This window comes from Halovalidus salilacus (assembly GCF_031852275.1).
Classification (GTDB): Archaea; Halobacteriota; Halobacteria; order Halobacteriales; family Natrialbaceae; genus Halovalidus; species Halovalidus salilacus.
Genome location: NZ_CP134700.1, coordinates 1,389,499 through 1,414,773, shown reverse-complemented (window position 1 = coordinate 1,414,773; position 25,275 = coordinate 1,389,499). Strand labels below are relative to the sequence as shown.

Annotated in this window: 28 protein-coding genes; 16 read left to right on the top strand and 12 right to left on the bottom strand. The window is 68.1% G+C overall.

What is annotated here, in order from left to right; all coding sequences use genetic code 11:
• Nucleotides 1-76: 76 nt before the first annotated feature.
• From RJT68_RS07020 to mbhE, 3 genes are read right to left on the bottom strand one after another with little or no spacing between them, the layout of a single operon-like run.
• Nucleotides 77-430: a sodium:proton antiporter gene (locus RJT68_RS07020; protein WP_407039654.1), complete on the bottom strand. Its 354-nt coding sequence runs from the start codon at nucleotides 428-430 to the stop codon at nucleotides 77-79.
• A complete protein-coding gene (locus tag RJT68_RS07015; protein WP_407040337.1) occupies nucleotides 427-897 on the bottom strand; it encodes an MnhB domain-containing protein in 471 nt (156 codons plus the stop codon). Before RJT68_RS07015 ends, RJT68_RS07020 begins: the two co-directional genes overlap by 4 nt.
• Complete coding sequence (mbhE, locus tag RJT68_RS07010; protein WP_407039653.1) at nucleotides 897-3,401, bottom strand: hydrogen gas-evolving membrane-bound hydrogenase subunit E; 2,505 nt, start codon at nucleotides 3,399-3,401, stop codon at nucleotides 897-899. The genes RJT68_RS07015 and mbhE overlap by 1 nt, the downstream gene beginning before the upstream one ends.
• A gap of 220 nt (nucleotides 3,402-3,621) precedes the next feature.
• Here mbhE and RJT68_RS07005 point away from each other — a divergent pair, with 220 nt between their 5' ends.
• Nucleotides 3,622-5,283, top strand: coding sequence for a tRNA uridine(34) 5-carboxymethylaminomethyl modification radical SAM/GNAT enzyme Elp3 (locus RJT68_RS07005; RefSeq protein ID WP_407039652.1), 1,662 nt, complete (start codon nucleotides 3,622-3,624; stop codon nucleotides 5,281-5,283).
• Nucleotides 5,284-5,687: 404 nt separating this feature from the next.
• On the opposite strand, the gene RJT68_RS07000 is transcribed toward RJT68_RS07005, so the two are convergent.
• Nucleotides 5,688-6,413 carry an HAD family hydrolase gene (locus RJT68_RS07000; RefSeq protein WP_407039651.1) on the bottom strand — a complete coding sequence of 242 codons (726 nt, stop codon included), beginning with the start codon at nucleotides 6,411-6,413 and terminating at the stop codon, nucleotides 5,688-5,690.
• A 223-nt stretch (nucleotides 6,414-6,636) separates the two neighbouring features.
• On the opposite strand from RJT68_RS07000, the gene RJT68_RS06995 reads away from it, so the two are divergent.
• The 6 genes from RJT68_RS06995 (at nucleotide 6,637) to RJT68_RS06970 (ending at nucleotide 11,137) form a co-directional block, all read left to right on the top strand.
• On the top strand, nucleotides 6,637-7,416 hold the full coding sequence (locus tag RJT68_RS06995) for an SDR family NAD(P)-dependent oxidoreductase (RefSeq protein ID WP_407039650.1): 780 nt from the start codon (nucleotides 6,637-6,639) through the stop codon (nucleotides 7,414-7,416).
• A gap of 6 nt (nucleotides 7,417-7,422) precedes the next feature.
• The gene (locus RJT68_RS06990; protein ID WP_407039649.1) at nucleotides 7,423-8,436 is read left to right on the top strand and encodes a TIGR04024 family LLM class F420-dependent oxidoreductase; all 1,014 of its coding nucleotides are present in this window, start codon (nucleotides 7,423-7,425) and stop codon (nucleotides 8,434-8,436) included.
• A gap of 122 nt (nucleotides 8,437-8,558) precedes the next feature.
• Entirely contained in the window at nucleotides 8,559-8,897 is a 339-nt protein-coding gene (locus tag RJT68_RS06985; protein ID WP_407039648.1) for a DUF7344 domain-containing protein, read from the top strand.
• Between the two features lie 166 nt (nucleotides 8,898-9,063).
• Nucleotides 9,064-9,579 carry a DUF7471 family protein gene (locus RJT68_RS06980; RefSeq protein ID WP_407039647.1) on the top strand — a complete coding sequence of 172 codons (516 nt, stop codon included), beginning with the start codon at nucleotides 9,064-9,066 and terminating at the stop codon, nucleotides 9,577-9,579.
• Complete coding sequence (locus RJT68_RS06975; protein WP_407039646.1) at nucleotides 9,572-10,084, top strand: winged helix-turn-helix transcriptional regulator; 513 nt, start codon at nucleotides 9,572-9,574, stop codon at nucleotides 10,082-10,084. Before RJT68_RS06980 ends, RJT68_RS06975 begins: the two co-directional genes overlap by 8 nt.
• Nucleotides 10,085-10,135: 51 nt before the next feature.
• Nucleotides 10,136-11,137 (top strand): AIR synthase family protein, encoded by a 1,002-nt coding sequence (locus RJT68_RS06970; protein ID WP_407039645.1) that lies wholly within the window; start codon nucleotides 10,136-10,138, stop codon nucleotides 11,135-11,137.
• A 209-nt stretch (nucleotides 11,138-11,346) separates the two neighbouring features.
• On the opposite strand, the gene RJT68_RS06965 is transcribed toward RJT68_RS06970, so the two are convergent.
• Nucleotides 11,347-14,157: an AAA domain-containing protein gene (locus RJT68_RS06965; protein WP_407039644.1), complete on the bottom strand. Its 2,811-nt coding sequence runs from the start codon at nucleotides 14,155-14,157 to the stop codon at nucleotides 11,347-11,349.
• A 192-nt stretch (nucleotides 14,158-14,349) separates the two neighbouring features.
• Between RJT68_RS06965 and RJT68_RS06960 the strand changes: the two genes are divergently transcribed.
• Entirely contained in the window at nucleotides 14,350-14,919 is a 570-nt protein-coding gene (locus RJT68_RS06960) for an SPW repeat protein (RefSeq protein ID WP_407039643.1), read from the top strand.
• Nucleotides 14,920-14,923: 4 nt separating this feature from the next.
• Here the strand turns inward: RJT68_RS06960 and RJT68_RS06955 are convergent, their stop codons facing one another.
• A complete protein-coding gene (locus tag RJT68_RS06955) occupies nucleotides 14,924-15,181 on the bottom strand; it encodes a hypothetical protein (protein ID WP_407039642.1) in 258 nt (85 codons plus the stop codon).
• 185 nt (nucleotides 15,182-15,366) lie between these two features.
• Between RJT68_RS06955 and RJT68_RS06950 the strand changes: the two genes are divergently transcribed.
• The 3 genes from RJT68_RS06950 to RJT68_RS06940 all read left to right on the top strand — a co-directional run bounded on the left by RJT68_RS06950 (nucleotide 15,367) and on the right by RJT68_RS06940 (nucleotide 16,724).
• Nucleotides 15,367-15,918 (top strand): hypothetical protein, encoded by a 552-nt coding sequence (locus RJT68_RS06950; RefSeq protein WP_407039641.1) that lies wholly within the window; start codon nucleotides 15,367-15,369, stop codon nucleotides 15,916-15,918.
• Nucleotides 15,919-16,029: 111 nt separating this feature from the next.
• Nucleotides 16,030-16,524, top strand: a complete 495-nt coding sequence (locus RJT68_RS06945; protein ID WP_407039640.1) for a hypothetical protein — start codon at nucleotides 16,030-16,032, stop codon at nucleotides 16,522-16,524.
• On the top strand, nucleotides 16,521-16,724 hold the full coding sequence (locus tag RJT68_RS06940; RefSeq protein ID WP_407039639.1) for a hypothetical protein: 204 nt from the start codon (nucleotides 16,521-16,523) through the stop codon (nucleotides 16,722-16,724). The genes RJT68_RS06945 and RJT68_RS06940 overlap by 4 nt, the downstream gene beginning before the upstream one ends.
• A gap of 58 nt (nucleotides 16,725-16,782) precedes the next feature.
• On the opposite strand, the gene RJT68_RS06935 is transcribed toward RJT68_RS06940, so the two are convergent.
• Together RJT68_RS06935 and RJT68_RS06930 are read right to left on the bottom strand one after the other, a co-directional pair.
• Nucleotides 16,783-17,739 carry a zinc-dependent metalloprotease gene (locus tag RJT68_RS06935; RefSeq protein ID WP_407039638.1) on the bottom strand — a complete coding sequence of 319 codons (957 nt, stop codon included), beginning with the start codon at nucleotides 17,737-17,739 and terminating at the stop codon, nucleotides 16,783-16,785.
• A 136-nt stretch (nucleotides 17,740-17,875) separates the two neighbouring features.
• Nucleotides 17,876-18,205 carry a hypothetical protein gene (locus RJT68_RS06930; RefSeq protein ID WP_407039637.1) on the bottom strand — a complete coding sequence of 110 codons (330 nt, stop codon included), beginning with the start codon at nucleotides 18,203-18,205 and terminating at the stop codon, nucleotides 17,876-17,878.
• Nucleotides 18,206-18,390: 185 nt separating this feature from the next.
• Between RJT68_RS06930 and RJT68_RS06925 the strand changes: the two genes are divergently transcribed.
• The 3 genes from RJT68_RS06925 to RJT68_RS06915 all read left to right on the top strand — a co-directional run bounded on the left by RJT68_RS06925 (nucleotide 18,391) and on the right by RJT68_RS06915 (nucleotide 20,167).
• Nucleotides 18,391-18,615 (top strand): LSM domain-containing protein, encoded by a 225-nt coding sequence (locus RJT68_RS06925; RefSeq protein WP_407039636.1) that lies wholly within the window; start codon nucleotides 18,391-18,393, stop codon nucleotides 18,613-18,615.
• On the top strand, nucleotides 18,612-18,788 hold the full coding sequence (locus RJT68_RS06920) for a 50S ribosomal protein L37e (protein ID WP_407039635.1): 177 nt from the start codon (nucleotides 18,612-18,614) through the stop codon (nucleotides 18,786-18,788). The genes RJT68_RS06925 and RJT68_RS06920 overlap by 4 nt, the downstream gene beginning before the upstream one ends.
• Before the next feature lie 152 nt (nucleotides 18,789-18,940).
• Nucleotides 18,941-20,167: a threonine synthase gene (locus RJT68_RS06915; RefSeq protein WP_407039634.1), complete on the top strand. Its 1,227-nt coding sequence runs from the start codon at nucleotides 18,941-18,943 to the stop codon at nucleotides 20,165-20,167.
• A 51-nt stretch (nucleotides 20,168-20,218) separates the two neighbouring features.
• On the opposite strand, the gene RJT68_RS06910 is transcribed toward RJT68_RS06915, so the two are convergent.
• The 3 genes from RJT68_RS06910 to RJT68_RS06900 all read right to left on the bottom strand — a co-directional run bounded on the left by RJT68_RS06910 (nucleotide 20,219) and on the right by RJT68_RS06900 (nucleotide 22,255).
• Complete coding sequence (locus RJT68_RS06910; RefSeq protein WP_407039633.1) at nucleotides 20,219-20,668, bottom strand: SHOCT domain-containing protein; 450 nt, start codon at nucleotides 20,666-20,668, stop codon at nucleotides 20,219-20,221.
• A 136-nt stretch (nucleotides 20,669-20,804) separates the two neighbouring features.
• A complete protein-coding gene (locus RJT68_RS06905; RefSeq protein WP_407039632.1) occupies nucleotides 20,805-21,347 on the bottom strand; it encodes a DUF7122 family protein in 543 nt (180 codons plus the stop codon).
• Entirely contained in the window at nucleotides 21,347-22,255 is a 909-nt protein-coding gene (locus RJT68_RS06900) for an RsmB/NOP family class I SAM-dependent RNA methyltransferase (protein ID WP_407039631.1), read from the bottom strand. The genes RJT68_RS06905 and RJT68_RS06900 overlap by 1 nt, the downstream gene beginning before the upstream one ends.
• A 122-nt stretch (nucleotides 22,256-22,377) precedes the next feature.
• On the opposite strand from RJT68_RS06900, the gene RJT68_RS06895 reads away from it, so the two are divergent.
• A complete protein-coding gene (locus RJT68_RS06895; protein ID WP_407039630.1) occupies nucleotides 22,378-23,118 on the top strand; it encodes a proteasome assembly chaperone family protein in 741 nt (246 codons plus the stop codon).
• 305 nt (nucleotides 23,119-23,423) lie between these two features.
• Entirely contained in the window at nucleotides 23,424-23,717 is a 294-nt protein-coding gene (locus RJT68_RS06890; protein ID WP_407039629.1) for an amphi-Trp domain-containing protein, read from the top strand.
• 449 nt (nucleotides 23,718-24,166) lie between these two features.
• Here RJT68_RS06890 and RJT68_RS06885 read toward each other — a convergent pair whose 3' ends face one another.
• Nucleotides 24,167-25,264, bottom strand: coding sequence for a CNNM domain-containing protein (locus tag RJT68_RS06885; RefSeq protein ID WP_407040336.1), 1,098 nt, complete (start codon nucleotides 25,262-25,264; stop codon nucleotides 24,167-24,169).
• Between the last annotated feature and the right edge of the window lie 11 nt (nucleotides 25,265-25,275).

Below are 25,275 nucleotides of genomic sequence, written 5' to 3'. Positions count from 1 at the left end.
ACGAGCCCCGATTCGGAGCCGACGGGGGTCCCGACCGTCGCCGCGACGGCGGTCGTCGGCGAGGGTGGGTTCAGCGTCACTCCCGCTCACCCAGTCTGACGACGTCGAGCGTGTCGTGTTCCTCGTACACCCGATAGCTGAGGACGAGCGCGAACGCGGTCATCCCGAACCCGATGACGATGGCGGTCAGCACGAGCGCCTGAACCAACGGATCGGCGGTCTCCGGGACGCGCTCGCCGTGGCCGGCGAGCACCGGCACCGACTCGGCGGAGCCGTGGGCGATCCCGCCCATCGCGAGCAGGTAGACGTTCGCCGCCTGGCTGACGATGGCCAGCCCCCAGACGACCCGGATCAGGTCCCGCCGCAGCAGGAGGAACGTCCCGAGGGCGAACATCGCGCCGACCGCGAGCGCGAGCGCGAACGCGCTCATTCGGCGCCCACCACCGAGAGGATCGTCAGAAGTCCGCCGACGACGACGCAGTAGACGCCGAAGTCGAACGCGAGCGCGCTCGCCACCTCGAGATGGTCGTAGAGCGGCACCTCCTCGAGGACGACGTACGTCTGTGAGAGGAACGGCTGGTCGAACAGGAGGGGGACGGCGCCGCTGACGACGGCGATCGCGAGCCCCCCGGAGAACACCCGGCGGTAGGCCGTGACGACGCGGTCTCGAGACGGCTCCTTCCCGGGTTCGACGTCCCGACCGAGCACGCCCCGCTCGAGGAAGTCCAGGCCGAACGCCAGGTAGACGATCGCGAACGCGGTCACCGTGAGCACGCCGCCGATGAAGCCGCCGCCGGGGAGGTTGTGCCCCTCGATCAGGAGCGAGATCGCGACGACGAGGACGATCGGAACGACGACTCGAGCGGTCGTTCTGGTGATGACGGTCGTCGTGGCGATCACGGCCGATCACCCCGCGTGCGGGTCCGTTCGTCCTCGCTCCCCGAGCGCGTTACTTCGCCCTCGGTCCCGGGTCGGACCTCTTCATCCCCGTCCCCCGGCGGGACTCGTCCATCCCCGTCCCCCGAACGGACCCCATCGTCTCCGTCCCCCGGGCGGGACCGCACGGCGATCAGGGTCACGATCGAGATCGCGGCCAGCGCGATGACGGTGAGTTCGCCGAGCGTGTCGAAGCCGCGGAAGTCGACGAGGATCACGTTGACGACGTTCGTCCCGCCGCCCTCGGGGACGGCCTGTTCGGTGTAGTATCGGGCGATTTCGGTGGTGCCCGGCGGGCGTGCGTCGGTCGTGACGACGACGGTGACGAACGCCGTCACGCCGACGGCCAGCGAGAGGGCCCCGTCGCGCACGATCCCCCGCGGGCCGATCTCGTAGTGTTCGGGGAGTTCCTCTATCACGAGCAGGAAGAGCACGAGCACGAGCGTCTCGACGACGAGCTGGGTCAGCGCGAGGTCGGGGGCGCTCGCGAGGATGTAGACGATGGCCACCATGAATCCGAGGATCGAGAGCGTGAGCACGCCGACGATGTGCGACGTGGAGGTTGACACGGCGACCCCCGCCAGCACCGCGACCAGCAGGACGAGCGCCATCGCGGGCGTGGCGTCCACCCCGATATCGGCCGGGACGACGGCGTCCGCGACGACGAAGCCGCCGAGCGCGAGCGCGCACGTCGCGCCGAGCGTCCACGTCGCGTACGTCCGGAGCATGCCGTTGTGCACGGTCGAGGCGAGCACCCGACCGCCGCTCGAGAGGTTTCCGACGATCGCGTCGTACCACCAGTTCGCGCCGATCGGCGGAACGCCCCGGGGGAGCGCGCGGACCGCGCGGTGGAGGCGGTCGTAGAACGGGTACGCGAGGAATCCGGTAGCGATGGCGACCGCGCTCATGCCGACCGCCGGGGAGTAGTACGTGGGGAGGCCGACGTGCATTTCGTGGGTCTCGACGGCGGTCGCGTCGACGCCCGACTGCACGATGGCGCGCACCGCGATCTCGGGGTCGACGCTGACGACGGCGGCGAGGGCGGCCAGCAGGGCGGGCGGGGCGACCAGCCCGATCGGCGGACGGTGGACGTGGTCCAGCCTCTCGGGTCGATCGCCGAAGAAGAGCGAGAGGAATCGCAACGAGTAGAGCACCGTGAAGATGCTGCCGAAGACGGCCACGGCGGGGAAGAGCCACGCGAGGGCGCCGAGGTCGGAACTCAGTTCGTGACTCGCCTCCACGGCCGCCTCGAACAGCAACTCCTTCGAGTAGAAGCCGTTGAACGGCGGGATGCCGCCCATGCTCAGCGCGACGACGACGGTGAGCAGGGCGGTGACCGGCAGATCGCGACGGAGCCCGCCCAGTTCGTCCAGCTGGCGGGTGCCCGCCTCGTGCGCGACGATCCCGGCGATCAGGAACAGCGGGGCCTTGAACAGGGCGTGATTCAAGAGGTGGAAGACGCCGGTCTCCGCGCCGAGGACCGAGGTGAAGCCGAAGCCGGCGATCATCAACCCCAGGTGGCTCGCCGTCGAGTAGGCGAGCAGTTCCTTGACGTCCGTCGCGCCGACGGCGAGGATCGCGCAGACGGCCATCGTCGTCAGGCCGACGGAGGCGAACAGGAACAGCCACTCCGGACCCGCGAACAGCGGCCGGACGCGACCGATGAAGTACACGCCGACCTTGACCATCGTCGCCGAGTGGAGAAACGCCGAGACGGGCGTCGGCGCGGCCATCGCGTTCGGCAGCCAGAAGTGCAACGGCACCTGCGCGGACTTCGACCCGGCGCCGACCGCGAGCAGGAGGAGGGTGGGAACGAACAACCCCCGCTCGCGGAGGGCCGCCCGCACCGCGTCGGGTTCCTCGAGCATCGCGGCGAGGTCGAAGACGGCCGCGCCGCCGAGGGCGTCGCCGGCGGCGATCGAGAGCAGGAGGAGGCCGACGAGCAGGAAGAGGCCGCCGCCGACGGTGACGAACATCGCCATCCGAGCGGCGTACAGCGAGGCGTCGTCCTCGGTGTGGTAGCCGATCAGCACGAACGAACAGAGACTCGTCAGCTCCCAGAAGAGAAAGATCGCGACCGCGTCTGCCGCCAGCGCCACGCCGAGTATCGAGCCCATGAAGGCGAGCAGCGCGGCGTAGTACCTGGGAAGCCCCGACTCTCCGTGCATGTACGCTGCGGAGTAGACGAAGACGAGCGTCCCGATGCCGCTGGCGAGCAGGGCGAACAGCAACGCCCACCCGTCCACGTAGAAGCGAAGGGCGACCTCGAGCGAGGGAATCCAGGCCAGTTCGACGGCGCCCTCGGATCCGCGCTGGGTCGCGAGCAGGACGAAACACGCGGCGGCGACCGCCGCGCCGGCGTAACCAGTTCGTTCCCCGAGGAGTCGAAAAAGGAGGGGAACGGCACCCGCGACGACGAACGGCAACGCGACCGCGGCGACCACCACCGCCAGGTCGGGTGACATTCGATTCGGACCTGCTACCACGAGGGCGTCCTTAAGCTGACGGCCTGCGGTCACGGCCTCCGTAGGCGATTCCCGCCCGGCGGTCTCGAGCTTCGACGACGCGTCGACCGGAGTCGATCCGCCGTTCGATCCCGGGGAGACAACCTCGCACACCGTAGCCGAAATCCGCGGGCTCGAGAGTCCGACACGCTTATTCGCGACGCGCGACCAACTGGTGGTAGTGAGTACCGAGACGCCCGATCCGACGGAATCCGAGGCGTTCGAGCGCGTCTGCGAGACGCTCGTCGAGCGGCTGCTCGCGGGCGAGGTCGACCGCGAGAACGTCGAGAAGGCGAAGCTCGAGGCCTGCTCGGAGCACTCGGCCCCGAAGGTGCCGAAGAACTCCGAGCTGCTGGACTTCGCCCCCGAGGAGCACCGCGAGGACCTCGAGGCGCTGTTGCGGCGCAAGCCCGTCCGGACCGCGTCGGGGGTCTCGCCGGTCGCGATCATGACCTCGCCCGAGCGTTGCCCCCACGGGAAGTGCCTCTACTGCCCCGGCGGGCCGGACTCGGAGTTCTCGAGTTCCCAGAGCTACACGGGCGAGGAGCCAGCGGCGGCCCGCGGCGTCCAGAACGACTACGACCCCTACGGCCAGGTGACGCTCCGCCTCGAGCAACTGCGCGAGATCGGCCACCCCGTCGACAAGGTCGAACTCATCCTGATGGGCGGGACGATGACCGCCCGTAGCCACGACTACCAGGAGTGGTTCGTCAAGCGCGCCCTCGAGGCGATGAACGACTACGACGTCGAGAAGGAACCCGAACCCGCCGAAGGCGAGAGCTTCGCTCAGGACTCCGAGGAGTACGAGTGGAAGTACCTCGAGGACGTGATCGCGGAGAACGAGACGGCGGACGTCCGCAACATCGGAACGACGTTCGAGACCAAGCCCGACTGGTGTGACCCCGAACAGATCGACCGGATGCTCGACCTCGGCGGGACGAAGGTCGAGGTCGGCGTCCAGACGACCTACGAGCGCATCAACCGGGAGATGCACCGCGGCCACGGCGTCGCCGAGTCGATGGAGGCCAACAGGAACCTCCGCGACGCCGCGTTCAAGGTCGGCTTCCACATGATGCCCGGCCAACCTGGAATGTCGAAGGAGATGTGCCTCGAGGACTTCCGGCGCCTGTTCGACTCCCCCGAGTGGCGGCCGGACTACCTGAAGATCTATCCCACCCTCGTCGTCCGCGGGACGGCGACCTACGACTGGTGGCACAAGGGCGAGTACGAGCCCCTCAACAACGACGAGGCCGCCGAACTCGTGGCGGAGATCAAGTCGATGATCCCCCGGTACACCCGCCTCCAGCGCGTCCAACGGGACATCCCCGCGGACTTCATCGACGCCGGCGTCTGGAAGTCGAACCTCCGACAATTGGCTCGCCAGCGCATGGAGGAACACGGCTGGACCTGCGATTGCATCCGCTGTCGCGAGGTGGGGATGAACGACGAGGACCCCGAAACCGTCGAACTCGACGTCCTCGAGTACGAGGCCTGCGGCGGCACCGAGCACTTCATCTCGTTCGAGGACTTCGAGAAGGACCTCCTGGTGGGCTTCTGTCGGCTTCGATTCCCTCACGACCCGGTGCGACCGGAACTCGAGAATGCCGCGCTCGTACGCGAACTCCACGTCTACGGCACTGAGGTCGCGGTGGGGACCGCGGGCGACGACGGCGCCCACCAGCACAGGGGCTACGGCCGCCGCCTCGTGGAGCGCGCCGAGGAACTGGCCGCCGACGCCGGCTACGACAAGGTGAGCGTCATCTCCGGCATCGGCGCTCGAGAGTACTACCGGGAGAAACTCGGCTACCACCAGGACGGCCCGTACGTCAGCAAGCGACTCTGACCGACGTCGAAGGTGCGAACGCGCCTCGGGCGTCGTTCGACGGTCCGTCGTCCGAACTCGACGGATGGACGCCTTGCCTTCGCTCGCCCACTTCCTCCCCGATCCCCACGGGCACGGTCGTAATTCCACCTACGCAATACACAAAATATATTACTCTTTCCGTGTAAATTCAACGTTCCGGCAGCTTGTCGGCACCGTTGTCCGCACCGCCCCCGTGACGACAACGGCACCAACCGCGACTCGTTCGAGCGCGTCGCCTCGCCCCTCCCAGCACCCCGCTGGAAACCGCGCGGCGGCGCGTCTCTCGACCCCGTCCACAACTTCGTGATAGGAGACGATACGGAGGAGTCCATCGGCCCGAGCGGGAAGGAGGAGACCGCCACACGGTGGCAGAAAACGGCGACTCAGTCGTCGGACGGACGCTCGTCGTCGACGATCTCGAGGATCTCGAGCGGGGACTCGATCCGGTACGCCACGGCGGGTCCGTCCTCCGCGCCGAAGGCGACGCCGTGCATGCCCGCGTCGTCGGCACCTTTCACGTCGTGGTCGTACCGATCGCCGATCATCAGCGAGCGCTCGGGGGCGACGCCGGCCGTCTCGAGGGCCGTCTCGAACATGGCGGGGTCGGGTTTGGTCCGGCCGACCGCCTCGGAGGTGGTGATCGAGTCGAAGTGCTCGCGGACGCCGAAGCGCTCGAGGATGCGGAGGCCCTCGTCGTGGTCGACGTCGCTGATGACGCCGACGTGGAGGTCCCGCTCGGTCAGGCGTTCGATCGCCTCGGGGGCGCCCACGATCGGTTCGATCGTGCCCTCGACGGCCTCCGCGAACTGCGCTCGCCACTCCTCCATCGGTACTTCCTCGCCGACGATGGCCTCGATGCCGAGGTGGTAGCCCTCGCGCGCCGAGCGGAACTCCGTCCCGTCGCGCTCGCGGAAGTAGCCCCCCACGGTCGTCCGCCAGGTCTCGATCGCCTCCTCGAGCGTGGCGTCGACGTCGCGGCGTTCGAGGAGGTCCGCGAGGAACCGCTGATGGGCGGCCTGTACGCTCTCGATATCCAGGATGACGCCGCCGATGTCCCAGAAGACGGCCTCCCAGTCGTCCTCGGCCCCGCTTCGGTCACTCCCTGGCACCCCTCGGTCACTCACTGTCGTTCCTCCGTCGGTGTTCGGCCCATATCGCGTCGGTCATTCCGTCTGATCCTCCGTCTCGAGTTTCGCGGTCGTCGATCGAACCGTCTCCGGGGCACTACTTAACAATGGGGAATTCGTGCCTATCTTTATTAACAGACTCCCCCAATCCTTGAGTGGAGCTAACAATGGTAACATCATCGAGCCACACCGCGGGTGATCGCGCATGAGTACCGACCGGTTCAGCGTCGACGGCGAGGTCGCCATCGTCACCGGCGCCTCGAGCGGGATCGGACGGGGAATCGCGGAAGCGTTCGCCGACGACGGCGTGAACGTCGTCATCTGCTCGCGCGAGCAGGAGAACGTCGACCCGGTCGCCGAGGAGATCAACGGGAGCGACGCGGAGGGGGAGGTCCTCGCCGTCGAGTGCGACGTCACCGACCGCGATGCCGTCGACGCGCTCGTCGAGACGACCCTCGAGGAGTTCGGCCGGTTGGACGTGCTGGTCAACAACGCCGGCGCGTCGTTCATGGCGCCGTTCGACGACATCAGCCCCAACGGCTGGAAGACGATCGTCGACATCAACCTGAACGGCACCTACCACTGCACGCACGCCGCCAGGGACGCACTCAAGGACGGGGGCGGCATCGTGATCAACTTCGCGAGCGTCGCCGGCCAACGCGGATCGACCACGATGAGTCCCTACGGCGCGGCCAAGGCGGGCGTGATCAACCTCACGACGTCGCTCGCTCACGAGTGGGCTTCGGACGGGGTTCGCGTCAACTGCATCGCGCCGGGCTTCGTCGCCACCGAGGGCGTCGAGTCCCAGATGGGCGTCTCCGCCGACAACATCGACCGCACGGAGGTCGACCGACGCATCGGCACCGTCGAGGAGGTCGCCGACCTGACCCAGTTCCTCGCCAGCCCCGCCTCGTCGTACATCGTCGGCGAGACGGTCACGATCAAGGGCGTCCCACCGATCGATAAGAACCTGGACGTCGAGTAACGACGCATGACACACCACACCGAACGGGACGTCCACCTCCCCGTGGCGGCCCAGCCGAGCGTGGACTCGATCGTCGACTACACACAGACGGCCGAGAACCTCGGCTACGAGTGCGCCTGGCTCCCCGAGACGTGGGGCCGGGACGCCGTCACCGCGCTCGCCGTGATGGCAGAGCGAACCGACGAGATCGACGTCGGTTCGAGCATCCTGAACACCTACTCGCGCTCGCCGGCGCTGCTCGGCCAGACGGCGGCCACGCTGCAGGAGGTCTCGGAGGGCCGGTTCCGCCTCGGCCTCGGTCCGAGCGGCCCCATCGTCATCGAGAACTGGCACGGCATCGAGTACGGAAACCCGCTCAGGCGCACCCGCGAGACGGTCGAGATCGTCAAGCGGGTACTCTCGGGCGAGTCCGTCGACTACGACGGCGACGACTTCGACCTCTCGGGCTTCCGGCTCCGCTGCGACGCGCCCGAGGAGACGCCGCCGGTCGAGGTGACCGGGATGGGCCCGAAGGCGGTCGAACTCGCCGGCCGGTTCGCCGACGGGTGGCACGGGCTGATGCTCACGCCCGACGGCATGCGCGACCGACTCGAGGATCTGGAGCGCGGCGCCGACCTCGGCGACCGCGACCCGGACGACGTGCAGGTCACCTTCGGGATGAACTGCTGCGTCCTCGAGGACGCCGAGCGGGCCCGCGAACTCGCCCGCCAGCACACCGCCTTCTACGTCGGCGGGATGGGCACGTTCTACCGCGATTCGCTCGTCCGCCAGGGGTACGACCAGGCCGAGGAGATCTACGACGCCTGGCAGGAGGGCGACCGCGAGCGCGCCCTCGAGGCGCTGGACGACGACCTGCTCGACGAACTGTGCGCCGCGGGCGACGCGGAGACCGCCCGCGAGAACATGGCCAGGTACGAGGAGATCGACGGCGTGGACGCCATCGCGGTCAGCTTCCCCCGGGGTGCGAGGCCCGGGGAGATCTCGGAGACGATGGAGGCGCTGGCACCCGACGGCGACTGATTCTCCGACGAACCGCTCACGGTCGCGGGGGACGGTATCCCGTCGAATTTCCGGGCGAAACGCGTCCGACCCTACGTTGTTGGGTACCGTCGTTTACTGGTCGCGTTACCCACGTACCGAACATGAGCGTCCATCCCGACACGCTGGACCGCCAGACCGTCTACGACCTCCTCTCGAGCGCGAGCCGCGAGCACCTCCTCTCCTGCCTGTCCGCCCTGGAGTCCGTCCCGCCCGACGATGCGGCCAGACGGATCGCGGCCCGTGAGCGCGGGACCTCGAGGGCGGCCGTGAGCGACGACGCCGCGACAGCCGCGCGAATCTCGCTCGAGCACGCCCACCTCCCCCGCCTGACCCAACACGACGTCGTCGAGTACCGGCCGCCGGACGGGGCGATCGAACCGGGACCGAACTTCGACGACCTCGAGCCCTTCGTCGCGCCGCTCGACCCGGCGATCGAGTGATGGTTCTCGTCGCGGTCGGCGCCAACCCGACGAGTCGCCGGCGTCCGGCGAGCGAGCCGGATCGCCCGTTCGGTGCCGCGTTCCCCACCCACCCGCCGGCTGAGGGTTCTGGTACGAACGCCGAAAGACCGTGACGTAGAAGACGACCGGGCCGAAACGATAACGCGTGTACCCCCACGCGACCGCGACCGTCCCGTCGGTCGCCGACGTCGCCGCGTCCGGATCGGCGTTCGCGTCCGCGTCCGTCACCGGATCCGGCGTCGGACTCGAGCGACAGCCGCGGTGGGTCCTCGAGGGGGGCCTCGGCGCGGAGTACCTCAACTGGCCGCTCGCGACCCTGTTGATCCTCTCCGCGCTCGGATCGGTCGCGGTCTTCGCGCTCTCCTTCTCGGCGCTCCGCCGCCGTCGGTCCCTCCCCTACCTGCTGATCACCGCCGCGCTGGGGGCGCTCGTGTTGCGCCCCGTCGTCGGGACCGGGACCGTCCTGGGGTACGTCCCGATGCCCCTCCACCACGTGATCTCGCACTCGATCGACGCCGTCATCGCCGCGCTGTTGATCGCGGCGATCGTCGCCGTCGGATCGCTCGAACCGGACGACGTCGCGACCGACGGCGGGCCTCGCGACCCGCCGGCCGGAAAACCGGAAGACGACGCGCGAGGGGGTGATCGAGACGATGAGTGACACGAGAGCCCGAATTCGGCGCGAGATCGCCGCCGATCCGGGCGTTCACTTCAACGAACTCGTCCGAACGCTCTCGCTCGCGCCCGGACAGGTCCAGTACCACGTCCGCCGGCTCGTCGACGACGACCGGGTGGTCCGCCACGAGCGATTCGGACGGACCCACTACTACCCGCCGGAGTACGACGAGTGGGAGCGCGACGCGGTCGCCGTCCTCCGCCGCGAGACCGCCGCCGCGATCGCGACGGTGGTGTACTCCCGCGACGTCGCACGCCCGAACGAAGTGGCCGAAACGCTCGATCTCCCGCGGAGCACCCTCGAGCACCACCTCTCCCACCTCGAGGAGTGCGGCGTGGTCGATCGACGGTACGTCCGGGGCAACCGCGTCGTGCTCCAGCTCGTCCGCCCCTCGGAAACGGCGGCGCTGCTCGAGGCCGTCTCGCCCGATCCGGGGACCCGGCTGGTCGACCGGTTCGAGCGGCTGGTGGACTCGCTGCTCGGCGAGTAGGAGGAGTTCGGCTCCGACAGGTACAAAGCCCGGATCGTCCCACTTCGTGGTATGCCCGGAAAGGTGAATCCGGACGAGTTGCTCGCGCACGTCTTCGGCCGGACGGGCGCGGCTGACGAGACGGTCAGGCAGGGGCCCGCGTTCGGCGAGGACGCCGCGGGGATCGACGTCTCCGGCGCCGAGGGCGGTGGGACGCTCGTCGTCAGCTCCGATCCCATCTCGCTGGCGGCCTCGCAGGTCGGCACGCTCGGCGTCCACGTCGCCTGCAACGACGTCGCCGCCTCCGGCGCGGATCCGCGCTGGCTGACGGTCGTGATCCTGCTCCCCGGCGACGGTGGCGAGTCGAGTTCGAAGCCGCTCGAGGAGATCACCCGCGACCTCGACGCGGCCGCCGGCGAGGTCGGCGCCTCGATCGTCGGCGGTCACTCCGAGTACGTCGACGCCCTCGAGCGCCCCCTGCTCTCGCTGACGGCCATGGGGCGGACGGAGCGGTTCGTCCCGACGTCCGGCGCCGAACCCGGCGACCGCGTCGTCCTCACGAAAGCCGCGGGAATCGAGGGGACCGCCATCCTCGCCGCGGACTTCGGGGACGACCTGGTCGCGGACGACGAGACGCTCGAGCGCGCCCGTACGTTCCTCGAGGAGATCAGCGTCGTCCCGGACGCGCGCGTCCTCCGAGACGTCGCCACCGCCATGCACGATCCCACCGAGGGCGGCGTGGTCGCGGGCGCGTACGAACTCGCGCGGGCGTCGGACGTCCGACTCGAGGTCGACCGCGACGCGGTCCCGATCCGAGAGGAGACGCGCGTCCTGTGCGAAGCGGCCGACGTCGACCCCCTCCGGATCTTCGGCTCGGGTGCGCTGCTCGCCACCGTTCCCCCGGACGAGGTCGACGGGGTGCTCGCGGATCTCGAGTCGACGGGGCTCGAGGCCGCCGAGATCGGCACCGTCCGGGAGAGCGACGGGGAGCCGGCGCTCGAACTCGGCGGGGAGACCGTCGCAGACCCGGTCGAAGACGACCTCTATCCGCTGTGGGCGGCGCAAGACGAGTAGAACGTAAGAACGATCGATCGACGCCCGCGGGCAACTCGCTCCCGGACGGATTCCCGTCGACCCGAGCGAGGCTGACGCCCTCGAGGTTGACCGTTCCTCACGGCACGCTGCCTTCCACGCGGACCGTCTTCGCGTTCGGATCGACTCCCGCCGCGTCCATCCCTGCGGGATCGACGACTGGGCCTTCTTCGCGCTGGTATCGCCCGCCGTTACCGACGCGCCCACTCCAGCATCCGCGAATAGACGGGGTCGGACGCGAGCGCGGTCGGGTCGCCCACGAGCACGAGCGCCCGCTTCGGGCGGGTGAGCGCGACGTTGATCCGCCGGTAGTCCTCGAAGATGGGACCCTCGAGGGAACCCGTCGCGACGAACGAGACGACGATCACCTCCTCGCTCGAGCCCTGGAAGCGGTCGACGGTGTCGACGGCGACCCCGTCGGGGACGCGGTTCGAAATCTCCGACACCTGCGCCCGGAAGGGTGCGATGACGCCGATATCGGAGCGCTCGAGGCCCGCCGCCTCGTAGGTTTCGATCAGTTCGGCGATCCGTGCGGCCTCCTCGGCGTCGGTGTACCGGCTCCCGTCGCCCTCGACCGCCACGAAGCTCACCGGGTCGCGCAGGTCCTCGGGGAGGTCGGCGCGGGAGACCCCCTCGAGGTCGTCGAGCGTCCGGCTCGCCACCTCCGGGGTGGCGGGGCGGAGTTCTCCCTCGTAGAACTCCCGCGAGGCGAACCACTGGATGCGCTGGTTCATCCGGTACTGGCGGTCGAGCATGACGCCGGCGTCGGGGTGTTGCTCGACGAGGCGCTCGAACAGCGACTCGCTCAGTTCGTTCTCGGCTCGCACGACGGGCGGGAGCTGTTCGTGGTCGCCCACGAGGACGAACCGCTCGGCGAGGTTGATCGCGGCGTAGGCGCCGGGTTCGGTGAGCTGTGCGGCCTCGTCCACCAGCGCGACGTCGAACGCCTGCTCCTTCATGATCCGCGAGCCGCAGGAGGCGGTCGTCGCGGCGACCACCCGCGCGTCCTGCAGCTCCGCGAGCCGGCCCTCCGGATTTCCGGCGCGTTCGAGGCGGTACTCCTGCATGTCCTCGCGAACCCCGCTCTCGCTGCCGACACGGACGACCTGCTCGGTCGAGATCTCGCCGTGGTCCTCGAGTTGGTCGAGCAGCGCCTCGAGGGCGTTGTCGACCGCACGGTTCGTGAAGGCCGAGAGGAGGACGCGCTCGCCGCGTTCGACCATCGCGCGGATCGCGCGGGCGATGGTGTACGTCTTGCCCGTGCCGGGCGGTCCGTGGATCAGCGCGAAGTCTTTCGCCCCCACAGCCTTCCTGACGGCCTCGTTCTGCGCATCGTTGTTGTCGATGAACGTCTCCTCGGCTCCGCCGGTTTCACCGGCTCCGTTTCGGTGCGTCGGCGACCCACCGCTCTGTTCGAACTCGGGCTCGGCGCGGCCGAAGAGGACGTCCTTCCGGCGCTCGTCGCCCTTCAGCAGGGCGTCGTGCAGCGCCGTGAGCAGCCGGTCGGTCGTCAGTTCGGAGGGGTAAACGTCGAGGCGCGTGACTTCGACCGGTTCGTCGGCGGTCAGGACGACCTCGTCGTCGAATCGCTCGAGTCGCGCGAGTTCCGACTTCCCGCGCACGGGGTGGCCCTCGCTCGCGAGGACGTAGTCGCCCTCGCGGATCTTCGAGGTCGCCGGGCCGCGCTGGCGGGCCCGGAGCTCCCAGCGGCCGCCCTCGAGGGGGCGCTTCTCGAGGAATTCGAGGTCGATCAGGGCGCGGTCGTCCTCCGCTCGCTCCTCGGCGGTCTGCTCCCAGAGCTTCGCGTACTCGCGGTGGACCTCGCGGCGCTCCTCCTCGATGGCGCGGTAGAAGCGGTCGAAGTACTCGAGTTCCTCGTCGGGAAGCGGCTGGCCGATCTGGCCCGCCTTCGACTCCTGGTCGAGGCGGCCGGAGACGACCATGCAGGTGTCGCGCTCGAAGCAGTACTCGCACTTGGCGCTGCCCTCGTGGCCCGTCGGGACGCCGCCCGAAATCTCCATCGCGGCGAGTTCATTGCGCAGGCGGACGACGAACTTCAGCAGGCCGCCGCCCATCGAGAAGTCCTTCGCGGGCGTGAGGTCGCCCGTCTCCTCGTTGCGGTCGAGCGCGGAGTTCTTCGTGTACAGCAGCGTCCCGGTGTCGACCGGATCGCCGTGCTCCTCGAGCAACAGCGCGTAGCAGGCGGCCTGCACCTTGTCCTTGAACCGGGGCTCCTTGCGGAGGTTCTTTCCGGTCTTCAGTTCGACCGGCGCGCCTCGGCGGATGGCGTCGGCCCGACCCCTGATCCCGAACGTTTCGCTGATGAGCAGCTGCTCGGACCGCCAGCTGTCCTCCTCCGTCAGGCGGCCTTGCTCGAGCCAGCCCTCGATCGCCGCCGCGTTCTTCCGGACGTCCTCGGCGACGGAGTCAGGGGATTCGCCGAGCAGCCCCAGTTCGAGCCCCCGCTCCTCGACTCGGTCCTCGATGGACGCCTCGAGGTCCCGCCCGCGCAGGAGGTCGCCGAAGACCTCGTGGACGAGCGTCCCCTTCACGACGGGGTAGTTCAGCGGCACCCCGGAGAGCTTGTTGAGGTAGTAGAGGCGGGGACACTCGACCCAGTTCCGGATCGCCGTCACGTTCACGAGGAAGCTCGGCTCGACGACGACGTAGGAGTCGCCCGTCGTCGAGTACTGCGTTTCCCCCCGGTACTCGCGCTCCTCGGCGTCAGTGACCAGCAGCTCCATCCCCGGCTCGAGCAGCGCCGCCGATTCGGTCCACTTCCCCCACAGCGTGATAGTCCCGAGGTCGCGCTCGTCGGTATCGGCGTTCGGCCGCGCTGTCGTCCCCCCGTCCGTCTCGGACGGTTCGTCGCGTTCGTCTCCGTCGCCCGCGCCCTCGAGGCGCTCGAGCAGGAGCGGGACCTCCGCGAGTTCGCTCTCGCCGTAGCTCGTCGTGACCGTTCGCACCTCGACCTCGTCGGCGACGGTTCCGCGTACGTGCACGGCTATCGTCAGGGGCCGAACGGTCAAAAACGCTATCGGTCGTCGTCGACGTCCGCGTCCCGTACGCGCGCGTTTCTCGTCGCACGCGAACGCGGACGATCGGTGGTAACAGCGTGTTACTCCGGTTCCTGGCGGACGATTGCCCGGAACGGTCGGACCCGCTTTTGACCGGCCGGGACGAATCCCGTCGACATGAGCGACTCGAGCGGGCGGGACGACCGTGAGGACCGTTCCGGAACCGGAGCGGCCGGACCGGGGTCGGACGCTCACGGGGGCGTCGCACCCGGCGATCGGACGCTCACGGACGAGGAAGGGTCGCCCGGAGCCGCGGTTCCCGAGGGCCGCGATCCCCGGGACGAGTCCACGCAGATCGCGAGCGAGGAGCGCCGACGGAGCACCTCGTTCGTGAGCGGCATCGTCGCCGTCATCGGGGCGTGGGTCGCGGCGTCGCCGTTCCTCTTCGACGTCGCCGCCGCGCCGTTCTGGAACGACGTGCTCGTCGGCGCGGTGATCTTCTGCGCCGGCGCGTACAACTACTACCGACTCGCGAACGACATCCCGCTGAGCGTCGGCGTCTCGTCGTTGGCGGCGCTGCTCGGACTTTGGTTGCTCGTCGCCGCGCCGCTGTTCGGAATGTCGACCGGCCCCTTCTGGTCCACGATCGCCTCCGGGCTGCTCGTGACCGTCCTCGCGGGCTACGACGCCTACGAGGCCCGCCAGGCGCGCAGCGTGACGAGCGACTCGAGCGCCGAAGCCCCCTGACCGATCACTCCGAGGATCGCACGCCGCACTCGAGTTCCAGCGATCGCAGCCGGTGTTCGGCCGCGTGGTGACCGGTCGCGACGACGGCGAAGGCGACCATCACGGCGGCGAACCCGACCGAAACGACCGGCGAAACGCCGTTGACGTAGCCGTTGCAGAGCTGTCCGACGGCGAGCGCGAGCGGCCCGAGGGTGAGCAGCGAAGTCTTCGCCGGCGCGGTGCGGAACAGGGTGACGAGCGGGTGATCGCGGGTGACGGACATGGATAACAGCTGATTACCCGTCGTCTCGAGCGGGCCGTCGTAGTCCTTTTGATTCGATAACCGCCTCGAGCGTCGTCCGTTGGGGGGTTCGTCCGGTCGTCCGGCCGCCCGGTCGTCCGTTGGTTGCAACCGTCGTCGGAACCGATACGTTCTTTCCCTCGGCGTCGGTACGCAGAACCAGAGCCATGCGGATTCGCGAGTGGCAGGACATCCTGAACGACGTCACCGAACGGGACGTGGACCCCGAGGGCTGGCGCGCGGTCGCGGGCGACCGCGCGGGCGGTGTCGGCGAAGACATGTACCTCGCGCATCCCCGCGCCGGCGTCTTCTTCCTCAAGACGTACGCGAAGAACCCCTTCGAGGTCCGCGGCGTCGGCGCTCGAGTCGCCCGGAACCTGGACGACGAGATCGGCTCGTTCCTCCCCGACCGCGACAGCGGCGGTCGCTTCGCCGTCCAGTCGCCGCCCGAGGACGAAGACCACGCCGAGTCCGTCGCCAAGCGACTCGAAACCGTCGTCGAGACCCACGCCGACGCGCCGACGACGCCCCAGGACTTCTTCGACGACGTCATGGACGCCCTCGAGAGCCCGGCGTTCGGCCCGATGGCGTACGACCAGTACGACCGCCCCGACGAACTCGACGACCTCTCCGATCGGTTCGAGGAGGCCGACGACCTCCTGAACGCAGACCTCGAGGACCTAATCGAGACGGACGAGGTCGATCGGGGGTTCATGTAGCGGCGGGGCGGACGCGGCCGACGCAGTGCGCACGACTCCGAGCCGTACCCTCGGTCCCGATTGCGCACGACAACCGCCGAGAATATACCCGCCGGACGCGACTCCCTCGGTATGCGAGCCGAGGGTTTCGTCCGAAGCTACTACGAGGCGCTCCGGCGCGGTGAGCCGCTTTCCCCGTACTTTCGCGAGTCGGGGACCACGGTCAAGTTCGGGATCAGCGAGTCGCTGTTCGGGTACGACGACGTCTCGGCGGCGCTGACCGAACAGACGCGAACGACCGAGGAGTGGACGGTCGAGAGCGAGCGCCTCGTCGTCGACGAACCGGTCGACGGCGTCGCGACGTTCGGCGACGAGGTCGCCCTCGGGTGGACGGATCGCGAGCGCGACGAGCGCCGATCCTTCGACACGCGGTGGAGCGGCACGATCGTCGCGCGCTCGAGCGACGACCCGGGGATTCGCGACGCGGACTCAGTCGGCGAGGACTCCGACGAGGAGGAGAGCGGGCGGAGGGGCGCGAAATCGACCTCAGGGCCGGACGCCGAAACCCACGTGACGCCGCCGTGGGCGTTCGCGACGATGCACGTCAGCGCCGCGCACGAGCTATGAGCGGCCGACGGACCGACCCGAGCGCGCTCACCGACGGCGCCGACCGGCTCAAGATCGGATTCGTCCTGCTCGTCGGCTGTTCCGGCGGGACGATCGCGCTGGGGGCCGACGCGGCCCTCCTGGCGGTCGGCGCGGCGACGGCCGTCGGACTCCTGGCCGGCGGGCTGTTGCTCTGGTACGTCCACTGGCTCGTCCGATAACCGCGGTGAAAATCGTCGGAGAGCGCACGCGATCGGCGTCGTGGTTCGGCGGCGTCCGTCACCGCTCGACGCGGCGGACCCACAGTTTCGGCGCGTCGAGTTCCTCGTTCGTCGGGAGGTTCTCCGGTCGCTCCCAGACCAGCCCCGCCGTCTCGAGGTCGCGCTCTGCGACGACGGTCTCGAAGAAGCGCTTGCCGCGCTCGTACTGCCGCTCCTTGAGGCCGAGCCCGAGGAGCCGCCGGAACAGGCGCTGGAGGGGGGCCCGACCCTGTCGCTTGGCGTCGAGCTTGCGCCGGAGGTCCTCGTACTCGTCGTCGAAGGCGTGGTCCATCAGCAGTTCGGCGTACCCCTCGACGACGGTCATCGCCGCGTCGAGGTCGCGGAACGCCTCGCGGTCGAACGACCCTTCCGCGAGCGCGTCGATGCCGTCCCGCATGCGCGCTTCGAGGTGGTCCGACAGCCACGGCGCGGCGCCGAACTCGGCGGCGTGGGTCACCTCGTGGAAGGCGATCCAGCGGCGGAACCGGTCGGGGTCGACCTCGAGGGCCGCCGCCACCTTCAGGATGTTCGGCCGGACGAAGTAGAGGGCGTGGTCCTCGTCGGGCGCATCGGCGAGCAGGAGTGGGTCGTACTGGCCCAGCACGTTTCGCCCGAGGAACGCGAGCAAGACGCCCATCGTTCCCGTGTTAATCGTCTGGGCGATTCCGGGGAAGGCGCCGGCGTGGGCCTCGAGGGGGGCCATGATCCGCTCGAACGTCGCGACGTTGGCGTCGATCCAGTGGTGGCGGTTCTGGATCTCGACGGTGTCGGGCACGTCGAATTCGACGCCCGAAACGGTGCGAATGCTCGCTCGCGCGTCGCGGACGTCGCGGGCGAACGCCTCGCGCTCGCCGGGTTCGAGGGTGAGCGAACCCGGCTCGGTGACCGCCTTGGCGGCCTCCGCGGCGGATCGCCAGTCGACCGCGTCGGAACCGGACGCCCCGGCAACGGCCCGGGCGCTACGATAGAGACTCACGCCCTCGAGTACGGGGAGAGGACGCAAAAGCGTTCGGCTCGCTCCGCGGAGGCGACTCGACCGTCGACGGTCAGATTTCGAAACCCGACCGTCGAAGCCGCTCGAGTCGGGTCGCTTCGGCGGTCGGAGTCGCTGGCTACTTGACGATGACGTCCGGTTCGTCCTGGGCGCCGACGTCCGCTTCCTCCTCCTCCTCTTCATCGCCGCCGCCGCGGAACTTCCGGATGGCGAGGCCGATGCCGACGAGCGCGACGAGGCCGACCACGACGCCGATCGCGCTCTTTCCGCTCGAGTCGTCCTCGGCCTCCGACTCCGTTCGCTCGACCGTCAGGTCCGATTCTGACTCGTCCTCGGCCTCCTCCGATTCGCTCCGACCGAAGGGGAGGACGTCGGAGAGCGATCCCGCGCCGAACGAGGCGTCGCCGTCCAGATGCAACTCGATGAGGGTGAACTTCGTATCTCCCATACTCGGACCAACCACGACTGGACACTTAGCCGTTTGGTTGGACGGCGTGAACGTCTGCGGGGGCTGGCGCGCTCGCCGCCGTCTCGGACGATATCCCGGCGTTACCGGAGGCGACGAACGTCTCACCGTCTGACAATCGGTTCGCGACCGGTACGATTAAGTGTCCGTCACATGCCCTCTTTCGTATGAGTGGACGACCGCTGGACGTCCTCGAGGCGTCGCTCGGCGAACGCGTGTCGGTGCGGCTCAAAAGCGGCGACGAGTACGTCGGCGACCTGGCCGGGTACGACCAGCACATGAACCTCGTACTGGAGGACGTCACCATTCCCGAGGGCGGGATGTCCGAGGAGGCGCCGGCCGAAGACACAACCATTATACGCGGCGATAACGTCGTTTCGATCACTCCATGACTGGTGCAGGAACCCCGAGCCAAGGAAAGAAGAACAAGACGACGCACGTGAAGTGTCGTCGCTGCGGAGAGAAGTCCTACCACGTGAAGAAGAAGGTGTGTTCCTCGTGCGGCTTCGGCAAGTCCGCCAAGCGTCGTGAGTACGCCTGGCAGTCGAAAGCGGGCGACAACTGACCGTCTTCGTCACTCGAACTCTTCTCTCTTCGTCACCCGAATTCCGAACCGCTGAGCGTCAGCACCGGTGCTAACCGTGGCTGTCGCCGATCAGGGTTCGTCGCACGCGAGCCGATAGATAGCCCTTAGTCGTCCGCCTCGAAGAGCAAGGTATGGAGACGACTGACGCCTTCGCCGGCCTCGAGTGTGTCGCCTGCGGTGCCGTCGCGGACGTCGAGGCGGCGACTCACCGGTGCCCGGAGTGCGGCGGGCACCTCGACCCGCGCTACGACTACGACGCGGTCTCGCTCGACCGCGACGAACTCGCGTCCCGGCCGTTCGACTCGCTCTGGCGCTACGAAGAGGTGCTCCCGTTTCCGCGCGAAGCCGCGGTGACGACGAACGAGGGGGCTACGCCGCTGATCGACTGTCCGACCCTCGCCGACGAACTCGGCGTCGAGCGCGTCCTGCTCAAAGACGACGGGCGCAACCCGACCGGAGCGACCGCGGATCGCGGACAGACGGTGGCCGTGACGGCCGCGAACCTCCACGGCGCGTCCGACGTCGCGCTCCCGTCGACCGGTAACGGCGGCCAGTCGGCGGCCGCGTACGCCGGACGGGCGGGCCTCGAGTCGCACGTCTTCCTCCCGGCGCGCTCCGGCTTTACGAACAAGGCGATGGTCAACGTCCACGGCGGCGACATGAACGTCGTCGGCGGCCGGTACGCCGACGCCGTCCGGGCGTTCGAGGAGGCGATGGCCGAGTACGACGGAGACGGTGGTGGCGAGAACGACGACGGGGAGGAGTGGTACTCCCTCGCCCCGTTCGAGACGCCCTTCCGCCGCGAGGGGCAGAAGACCCTCGGCTACGAACTCGTCGAACAGCTCGAGTGGACCGTCCCGGACGCCGTCGTCGTCCCCACGGGCAGCGGCGTCGAACTCGCCGGCCTCTACAAGGCCGCGACCGAACTCCTCGAACTCGGACTGGTCGACGAAACGCCCGCGCTCTACGCGGCCCAGGCGGCGGGCTGCGCGCCGATCACCGAGGCGTTCGAGGCCGGCCGTGACGCGCACGAGCCGGTCGAGTACCCCGACACGATCTGCGGCGACATCGAGGTGCCCGACCCCGCCGCGAGCACGCACGTGCTCGAGGCGATCCGCGAGACCGACGGCGGCGCCATCTCGACGGACGATCACGAGATCCTCGAGTCGGCGGTGACCGTCGCCCAGCACGAGGGCCTGGAGGTGGCGCCGTCGCCCGCGGCGGCGGTCAGCGGGGCGTGGGAACTCGCCGAGCGCGGCGCGTTCGACGGCGACGAGACGGTCGTCCTCCTGAACACCGCCACGGGGAACAAGGAAGCCGACGTCCTGCGCAGCCACCTGATGGGCCAGGGCGTCTGACCGGCTTCGCGATCCAACCCCGTCTCGACGAGTCGCTCGTCGATCGTCGACTCACTCGAGGTCGTACGTTCGATCCCGGTCTCGACCCCTCCTTCCGCTTCGACGTCGTTCTTCGCCGAGGTCCATCGGCCGGCGACGTTCCTCGTAGACGTCTTCGAGTCCTTCGGTCTCGAGCAACCGCTCGAGTCGGCGTTCGAACTCCGCCTCGGTGAGTTCGCCGGTGGCGTAGCGGTCGCGCAGTTCGGCGACCGGATTGGGACGGGGACGGTCGTCGGTCGCTCTTACACCCTCTGCTCCCTCCGGTTCCACCAGCGGGAAGTCGTCGCCGAGGAGCCAGATCAGGGGAAGCAGGATGAAAAAGCCGAGGACGAATATCATCCCCGACAGCGGGGCGAGGACGGGGATCAGCGGCGCCGCCGCTCCGACCAGGGCGGTCATCCCGAACGAGAGGATCGCGACGAGCCACATCAGCGTGGTCCTGTCGAACGTCGGGAGCGACACGGGTACGCGTTCGTGTTCGACGACCAACCAAAAAAACGCCACCGGTTCCAGTCGGATCGGTGACGTAAATCCGTGCCGTCATCGCGGCCCGGCGCATTCACTCAGGGCGGCGAGTTCAGCCGCCGTGCCCCCGCGCTCAGGCCTCGAGGTCGCGCCGGCGCCCTTTCGGCACCAGCGACCGCAGTTCGCCGTGGAGGTAGAGGCCGATCCCCAGCGGCTCGAGACCCCCGGCGATGCGGTGAGCGGCGATCAGGTACCCCCAGTCGCCGTCCCACTCGAGCTCCTGGTCCTCGCCGTTGGCGAACCGCGCGGCTTCTCCGCGGTCGAGTTCGATCACGCACTCCGTCGCTTGCCGGCCGAATCGCTGGGCGAAGTCGGTCGTCGGCTTCCAGTGTTCCTGCCGGGTCCGCAGGCAGGTCATGCCGAGCGACTCGAGTTCGATCGGCGAGGTGGCCTCGCCGGCGTAGATCCAGACCTTCCCGGCGCCCTTCTCCCAGAAGGTGTAGTCGTCGAACGTCTCGGGCGGGATCCCGAACCGATCGTCGAAGTAGTCGACCACCTCGACGCGGCTCACCCGCCCCTCGACGGTTCGCTCGGACGGCGTCTCGGGGAGGCGATCGAACCGCTGGCCGACGTTCTCCTCGAGCGGAGCGTCGTCTCCAGTTTCCTTCCCCCCCATCAGGCGGTCACCTCCAGTTTCGCGACGAAGAATCCGCCGGTGTCGTTCTGGTGGGGGTAGATCCGCGCGGTCTTCTCGAGGCTCGCGTCGAACGTCTCGCCCCGCCACTCGGTTATCCCGGGCGAGTGCTCGAGGCCGAGGTCGAAGCCGACGACCCGACAGTCGCACTCCTCGAGGGCGTACTGGACGACGGCCTCGTTCTCCTCCGGTGCGAAGGTGCACGTCGAGTAGACGACCGTGCCGCCTTCGCGGGTGGTCTCGATCGCTCGCCGGAGGATCCCCTTCTGGATCCCCGAGACCGACTCGAGGTGGCCCTCGGACCAGTCGTCGAGCGCGTCGGGGTTCTTTCGGATCGTCCCCTCGCAGGAACAGGGGGCGTCCACGAGCGCGCGGTCGAACGCGTCGAAGTCGAAGGGCTTCATCGAGTAGTTCCGCGCGTCCGCGTTGGTCACCGCGAGGCTGGTCGCCCCGAGGCGCTCGGCGTTGAACCGCAGGGCCGAGAGGCGACCGAGGTTGCTGTCGTTCGCCACGACGGTTCCCCGGTCGTCCATCAGCGCCGCGAGCTGGGTCGCCTTCCCGCCGGGCGCGGCGCAGGCGTCCCAGACCCGTTCGCCGGGTCGGGGATCGAGGACGACCGCCGGCACCGCAGAGACCTCCTCCTGACCGTGGGTGAACCCGTGGAACGACGCCCACGTCGCCCCCGGCGAGTCGGTCTCGAGCCGCAGCACGCGCGGGTTCCACTCCGCCCGCTCGTAGCCGACGCCCTCGGATTCGAGCGCCTCGAGCGCCCGGTCGACGGACACCTTGATCGCGTTCACGCGGACGGCGGTCCCGAGCGGTCGCTGACACGCCTCGAGAAACGCGTCGAAGTCGTCGACGATCGGCCGGTACCGCTCGAGTGGCTCCATCGGCCCGCACTTCGGACGGCCGCCGTTTGTGGGTTTCGAAGCGCCGGCGCCGCCGAAATTGGCGCGTCGCGCGTGCATTTTCGTCCCACGCTTTTTTGACGGACCCGGTGTTCGTCTCGAGTATGGCACGGATTCGTCTCCGAGAACCGGACGTCGATCTCGACTCGCCGACGCTCGTCGAGGGCTTTCCGGGACTCGGACTCGTCGGCAAGATCGCGACCGACCACCTCGTCGAGGAACTCGAGATGCGCTACTACGCGAGCGTCCACTGCGAGGAACTCCCCCGGATCGGGGTCTACCGGGCGGACGACCGGGCTATCAGACCGCCGGTGCGGCTCTACGTCAGCGAGGAGCACGATCTGCTCGCGCTCCAGAGCGACGCCCCCATCACGTCGGCGGCCGTCGGCGACGTCGCGGAGTGTCTGACGAACTGGCTCGTCGATCGCGACGTCCTCCCGATCTACCTCAGCGGACTCCCCGCCGAACGGGACGATCGACCCGACCTCTACGGCGTGGCGACCGCCGGCGCCGCCGAGGTGCTCGAGACCCACGACGTTCCCGTTCCGCCGGAGGACGGCGTGATCGCCGGGCCAACGGGGGCACTGATCAACCAGGCCGCCCACCTCGAGTACGGCTGCGTCGGCCTCGTGGTCGGCTCGAGCCCGCAGTTCCCCGACCCCGAGGCGGCGAGCGTCCTCCTCGAGGAGGGGATCGGCCCCATCGCGGACGTCGACGTCGACGTCTCGAGCCTCCTCGAGCGCGCCGAGGAGATCCGCGAACAGCGAGAGGCGTTCGCACAGCGGATGCAGGAGATGAGCCAGGGCGAAAGCACGCAGGCCCAGCCGTTGCGAATGTATCAGTGACCCGTCGTCGAGGCGGGTGAAACGGTGCGGGAACGGACGACCACCCGTCGCGTCCGAACTGGCCTCGTTGACCCCCTCAATTGGTGAGGGGGTGTCGAAGCCGTGCTGCATCCGCAGCGTGAATGCGGCACGAGATTGTGATCGATCTACGGAAGTGGTGATCACTCAGTACAGGAGATAGACGTACCACTTGAAACAATACGGATCCTTCCGGTAGTTCCTCGGTACAAGTGATGACCACTGTGGATCAAGCAGTGCGGACATGAAGGCCGAGATATTTTACTGACAGCCGTTGCAAGTTCGCTATGGGAATCGACGACGAAGAATCCAAGACCGAAGCTGAATCCGCAGGTGATGAGACGGAACGCGAAGGTGAGCAAGTGATGAGTCGAGCAGACGGTGCGGAGATTCTCCGTGAAGTCGCCGATGGTGTCGAGAACGGGACAATCAACATCGAAGGAGACGACGGCTTCACGGTCGCGGTTCCAGAGCACTTCGAACTGGAAGTCGAGTACGAGGTGACCGACGACGAGGCCGAGTTAGAAATCGAACTCGAATGGCCGATGGAAGATGGCGAACCGGTATCGGCGGACGAATAATAGTAAAACGTACCGAACGCAGAGCACTGTTTAGTTCGTACGTGTAGTGAGCGGGGGGTTCACCGGTCTCAGAGTGAGACAAACAGAGTCGCCGTGCTACACTCATCCTCTGAGTCAGCCACACTATTTCTGACAAGAGTCGAGTAGTTCGAACTCCCCCTGCTGCACTCACAGCGCATACCCATCACGATCTGTGTTCCAAGAAACGGTGTTACACTGACCTGTCTACCAGCCACTGGTCTGCGATGAAATGAACCCAAAGATGCCCTGTATGTCATGTGCTGCGTGGCTGTCGTGCGGTTCGTCTTCGGCGGTTTCGTCATCAAGGCACTCATCCGGAAGTGGTGGTCATCGCCGGGATTCCCGCAACAACCAAGATCCACAGTTCTGACTCCGAGACCGAAAAGGTACTCGAGCATTTCGTCGCGCGACTGATCGCCGAAATCGTCTCAGGTCCCAGTCGGGTCCGCTCCACGGCGTGCGTGTCCGGCCCGTTCGTCTATCGGGTCTTCGAGGTCGCCCATGACCTCCTCAAAGGCGTCCGTCGAGGTCAACAGACCAACGATATCGTCGTCCTCGGTGACGAGGGCGAGTTCCTGATTTTCCCTCTGGAAGCGGTCGATGGCATCGTTGATTTCCTCCCTGGCCGGGAGCGTCATCGGCGGCGCGGCGATGTCTTCGATGCTGACTTCGCCGCTCATGAGGTCCTCGTAATGGTTCGTGATCGTCGGGAGATAGACGATGCCGCGGAAGTCGTCTGTGTCCTCGCCGACCACTGGATAGCGAGAATAGGAGTGTTCCTCCACGAGCGCGAGGTTCTCCTCGGGGGTGTTCTCGGTCGAGAGCGAGACGATCTCCTCGCGCGGAACCATGATCACCCTGACCGGGATCTCGCCGACGGCCAGCGCGTTCATGACCTCCTGCCGGCGTTCTGCGGGAACGTTTCCCGCTTCGAGGGTCGAGCCGAAGCGCTTGTAGAGGCCCGCACGCCCCTGCATAACGTCGGTTTCAGTTTCGAGCCACGCGCCGGTCATCTCGACGCCGAACAGCGACAGCGTCCATTTCGCCGCCCCGTCTCCAAACTTGATGACCGGCCAGATCGCCCGCGTCCACCAGTACAGCGGCGTCGCACAGTATCGAGAGACCAGTTTCGAGCGCTCGACGCCGAGATAGGTCGGCGTCTGCTCGCCGTGGGTGAGATGGACGAGGTTGACGATGAGAAACGCGAGGATGGCCCCTGCGCCGACCGATGCGAGAACGGTCCCGCCGAACAGCGGTTCGAAGATGGCCGTCAGCGCGGGTTCGGCGACGATCCCGACAGCGATGCTCGAGAACGTAATCCCGATCTGACAACTGGTCAGGTAAATCTCCAAGTTCTGCGTCATCTCCCACGCGCGTTCGAGAGCGGTGCTTCCGGGTTCCACGAACTCGGCTTCGGAATACTGTCGGGCGCGGGTCAGCGCGAATTCGATGGCGACGAAAAACCCGTTGGCGAGAATGAGTAATAGACCGGCAATAAGCCTGATGGAGACCTCGAGCGCAGGCATCGGCATAACAG

What these genes read in the sequence shown, in the direction of transcription:
- RJT68_RS07020 (WP_407039654.1), bottom strand. Translation starts at nt 430, where the DNA reads ATGAGCGCGTTCGCGCTCGCGCTCGCGGTCGGCGCGATGTTCGCCCTC.
- mbhE (WP_407039653.1), bottom strand. Translation starts at nt 3,401, where the DNA reads ATGTCACCCGACCTGGCGGTGGTGGTCGCCGCGGTCGCGTTGCCGTTC.
- RJT68_RS06995 (WP_407039650.1), top strand. Translation starts at nt 6,637, where the DNA reads ATGAGTACCGACCGGTTCAGCGTCGACGGCGAGGTCGCCATCGTCACC.
- RJT68_RS06990 (WP_407039649.1), top strand. Translation starts at nt 7,423, where the DNA reads ATGACACACCACACCGAACGGGACGTCCACCTCCCCGTGGCGGCCCAG.
- RJT68_RS06985 (WP_407039648.1), top strand. Translation starts at nt 8,559, where the DNA reads ATGAGCGTCCATCCCGACACGCTGGACCGCCAGACCGTCTACGACCTC.
- RJT68_RS06975 (WP_407039646.1), top strand. Translation starts at nt 9,572, where the DNA reads ATGAGTGACACGAGAGCCCGAATTCGGCGCGAGATCGCCGCCGATCCG.
- RJT68_RS06970 (WP_407039645.1), top strand. Translation starts at nt 10,136, where the DNA reads ATGCCCGGAAAGGTGAATCCGGACGAGTTGCTCGCGCACGTCTTCGGC.
- RJT68_RS06960 (WP_407039643.1), top strand. Translation starts at nt 14,350, where the DNA reads ATGAGCGACTCGAGCGGGCGGGACGACCGTGAGGACCGTTCCGGAACC.
- RJT68_RS06955 (WP_407039642.1), bottom strand. Translation starts at nt 15,181, where the DNA reads ATGTCCGTCACCCGCGATCACCCGCTCGTCACCCTGTTCCGCACCGCG.
- RJT68_RS06950 (WP_407039641.1), top strand. Translation starts at nt 15,367, where the DNA reads ATGCGGATTCGCGAGTGGCAGGACATCCTGAACGACGTCACCGAACGG.
- RJT68_RS06945 (WP_407039640.1), top strand. Translation starts at nt 16,030, where the DNA reads ATGCGAGCCGAGGGTTTCGTCCGAAGCTACTACGAGGCGCTCCGGCGC.
- RJT68_RS06940 (WP_407039639.1), top strand. Translation starts at nt 16,521, where the DNA reads ATGAGCGGCCGACGGACCGACCCGAGCGCGCTCACCGACGGCGCCGAC.
- RJT68_RS06930 (WP_407039637.1), bottom strand. Translation starts at nt 18,205, where the DNA reads ATGGGAGATACGAAGTTCACCCTCATCGAGTTGCATCTGGACGGCGAC.
- RJT68_RS06925 (WP_407039636.1), top strand. Translation starts at nt 18,391, where the DNA reads ATGAGTGGACGACCGCTGGACGTCCTCGAGGCGTCGCTCGGCGAACGC.
- RJT68_RS06920 (WP_407039635.1), top strand. Translation starts at nt 18,612, where the DNA reads ATGACTGGTGCAGGAACCCCGAGCCAAGGAAAGAAGAACAAGACGACG.
- RJT68_RS06915 (WP_407039634.1), top strand. Translation starts at nt 18,941, where the DNA reads ATGGAGACGACTGACGCCTTCGCCGGCCTCGAGTGTGTCGCCTGCGGT.
- RJT68_RS06905 (WP_407039632.1), bottom strand. Translation starts at nt 21,347, where the DNA reads ATGGGGGGGAAGGAAACTGGAGACGACGCTCCGCTCGAGGAGAACGTC.
- RJT68_RS06900 (WP_407039631.1), bottom strand. Translation starts at nt 22,255, where the DNA reads ATGGAGCCACTCGAGCGGTACCGGCCGATCGTCGACGACTTCGACGCG.
- RJT68_RS06895 (WP_407039630.1), top strand. Translation starts at nt 22,378, where the DNA reads ATGGCACGGATTCGTCTCCGAGAACCGGACGTCGATCTCGACTCGCCG.
- RJT68_RS06890 (WP_407039629.1), top strand. Translation starts at nt 23,424, where the DNA reads ATGGGAATCGACGACGAAGAATCCAAGACCGAAGCTGAATCCGCAGGT.
- RJT68_RS06885 (WP_407040336.1), bottom strand. Translation starts at nt 25,264, where the DNA reads ATGCCTGCGCTCGAGGTCTCCATCAGGCTTATTGCCGGTCTATTACTC.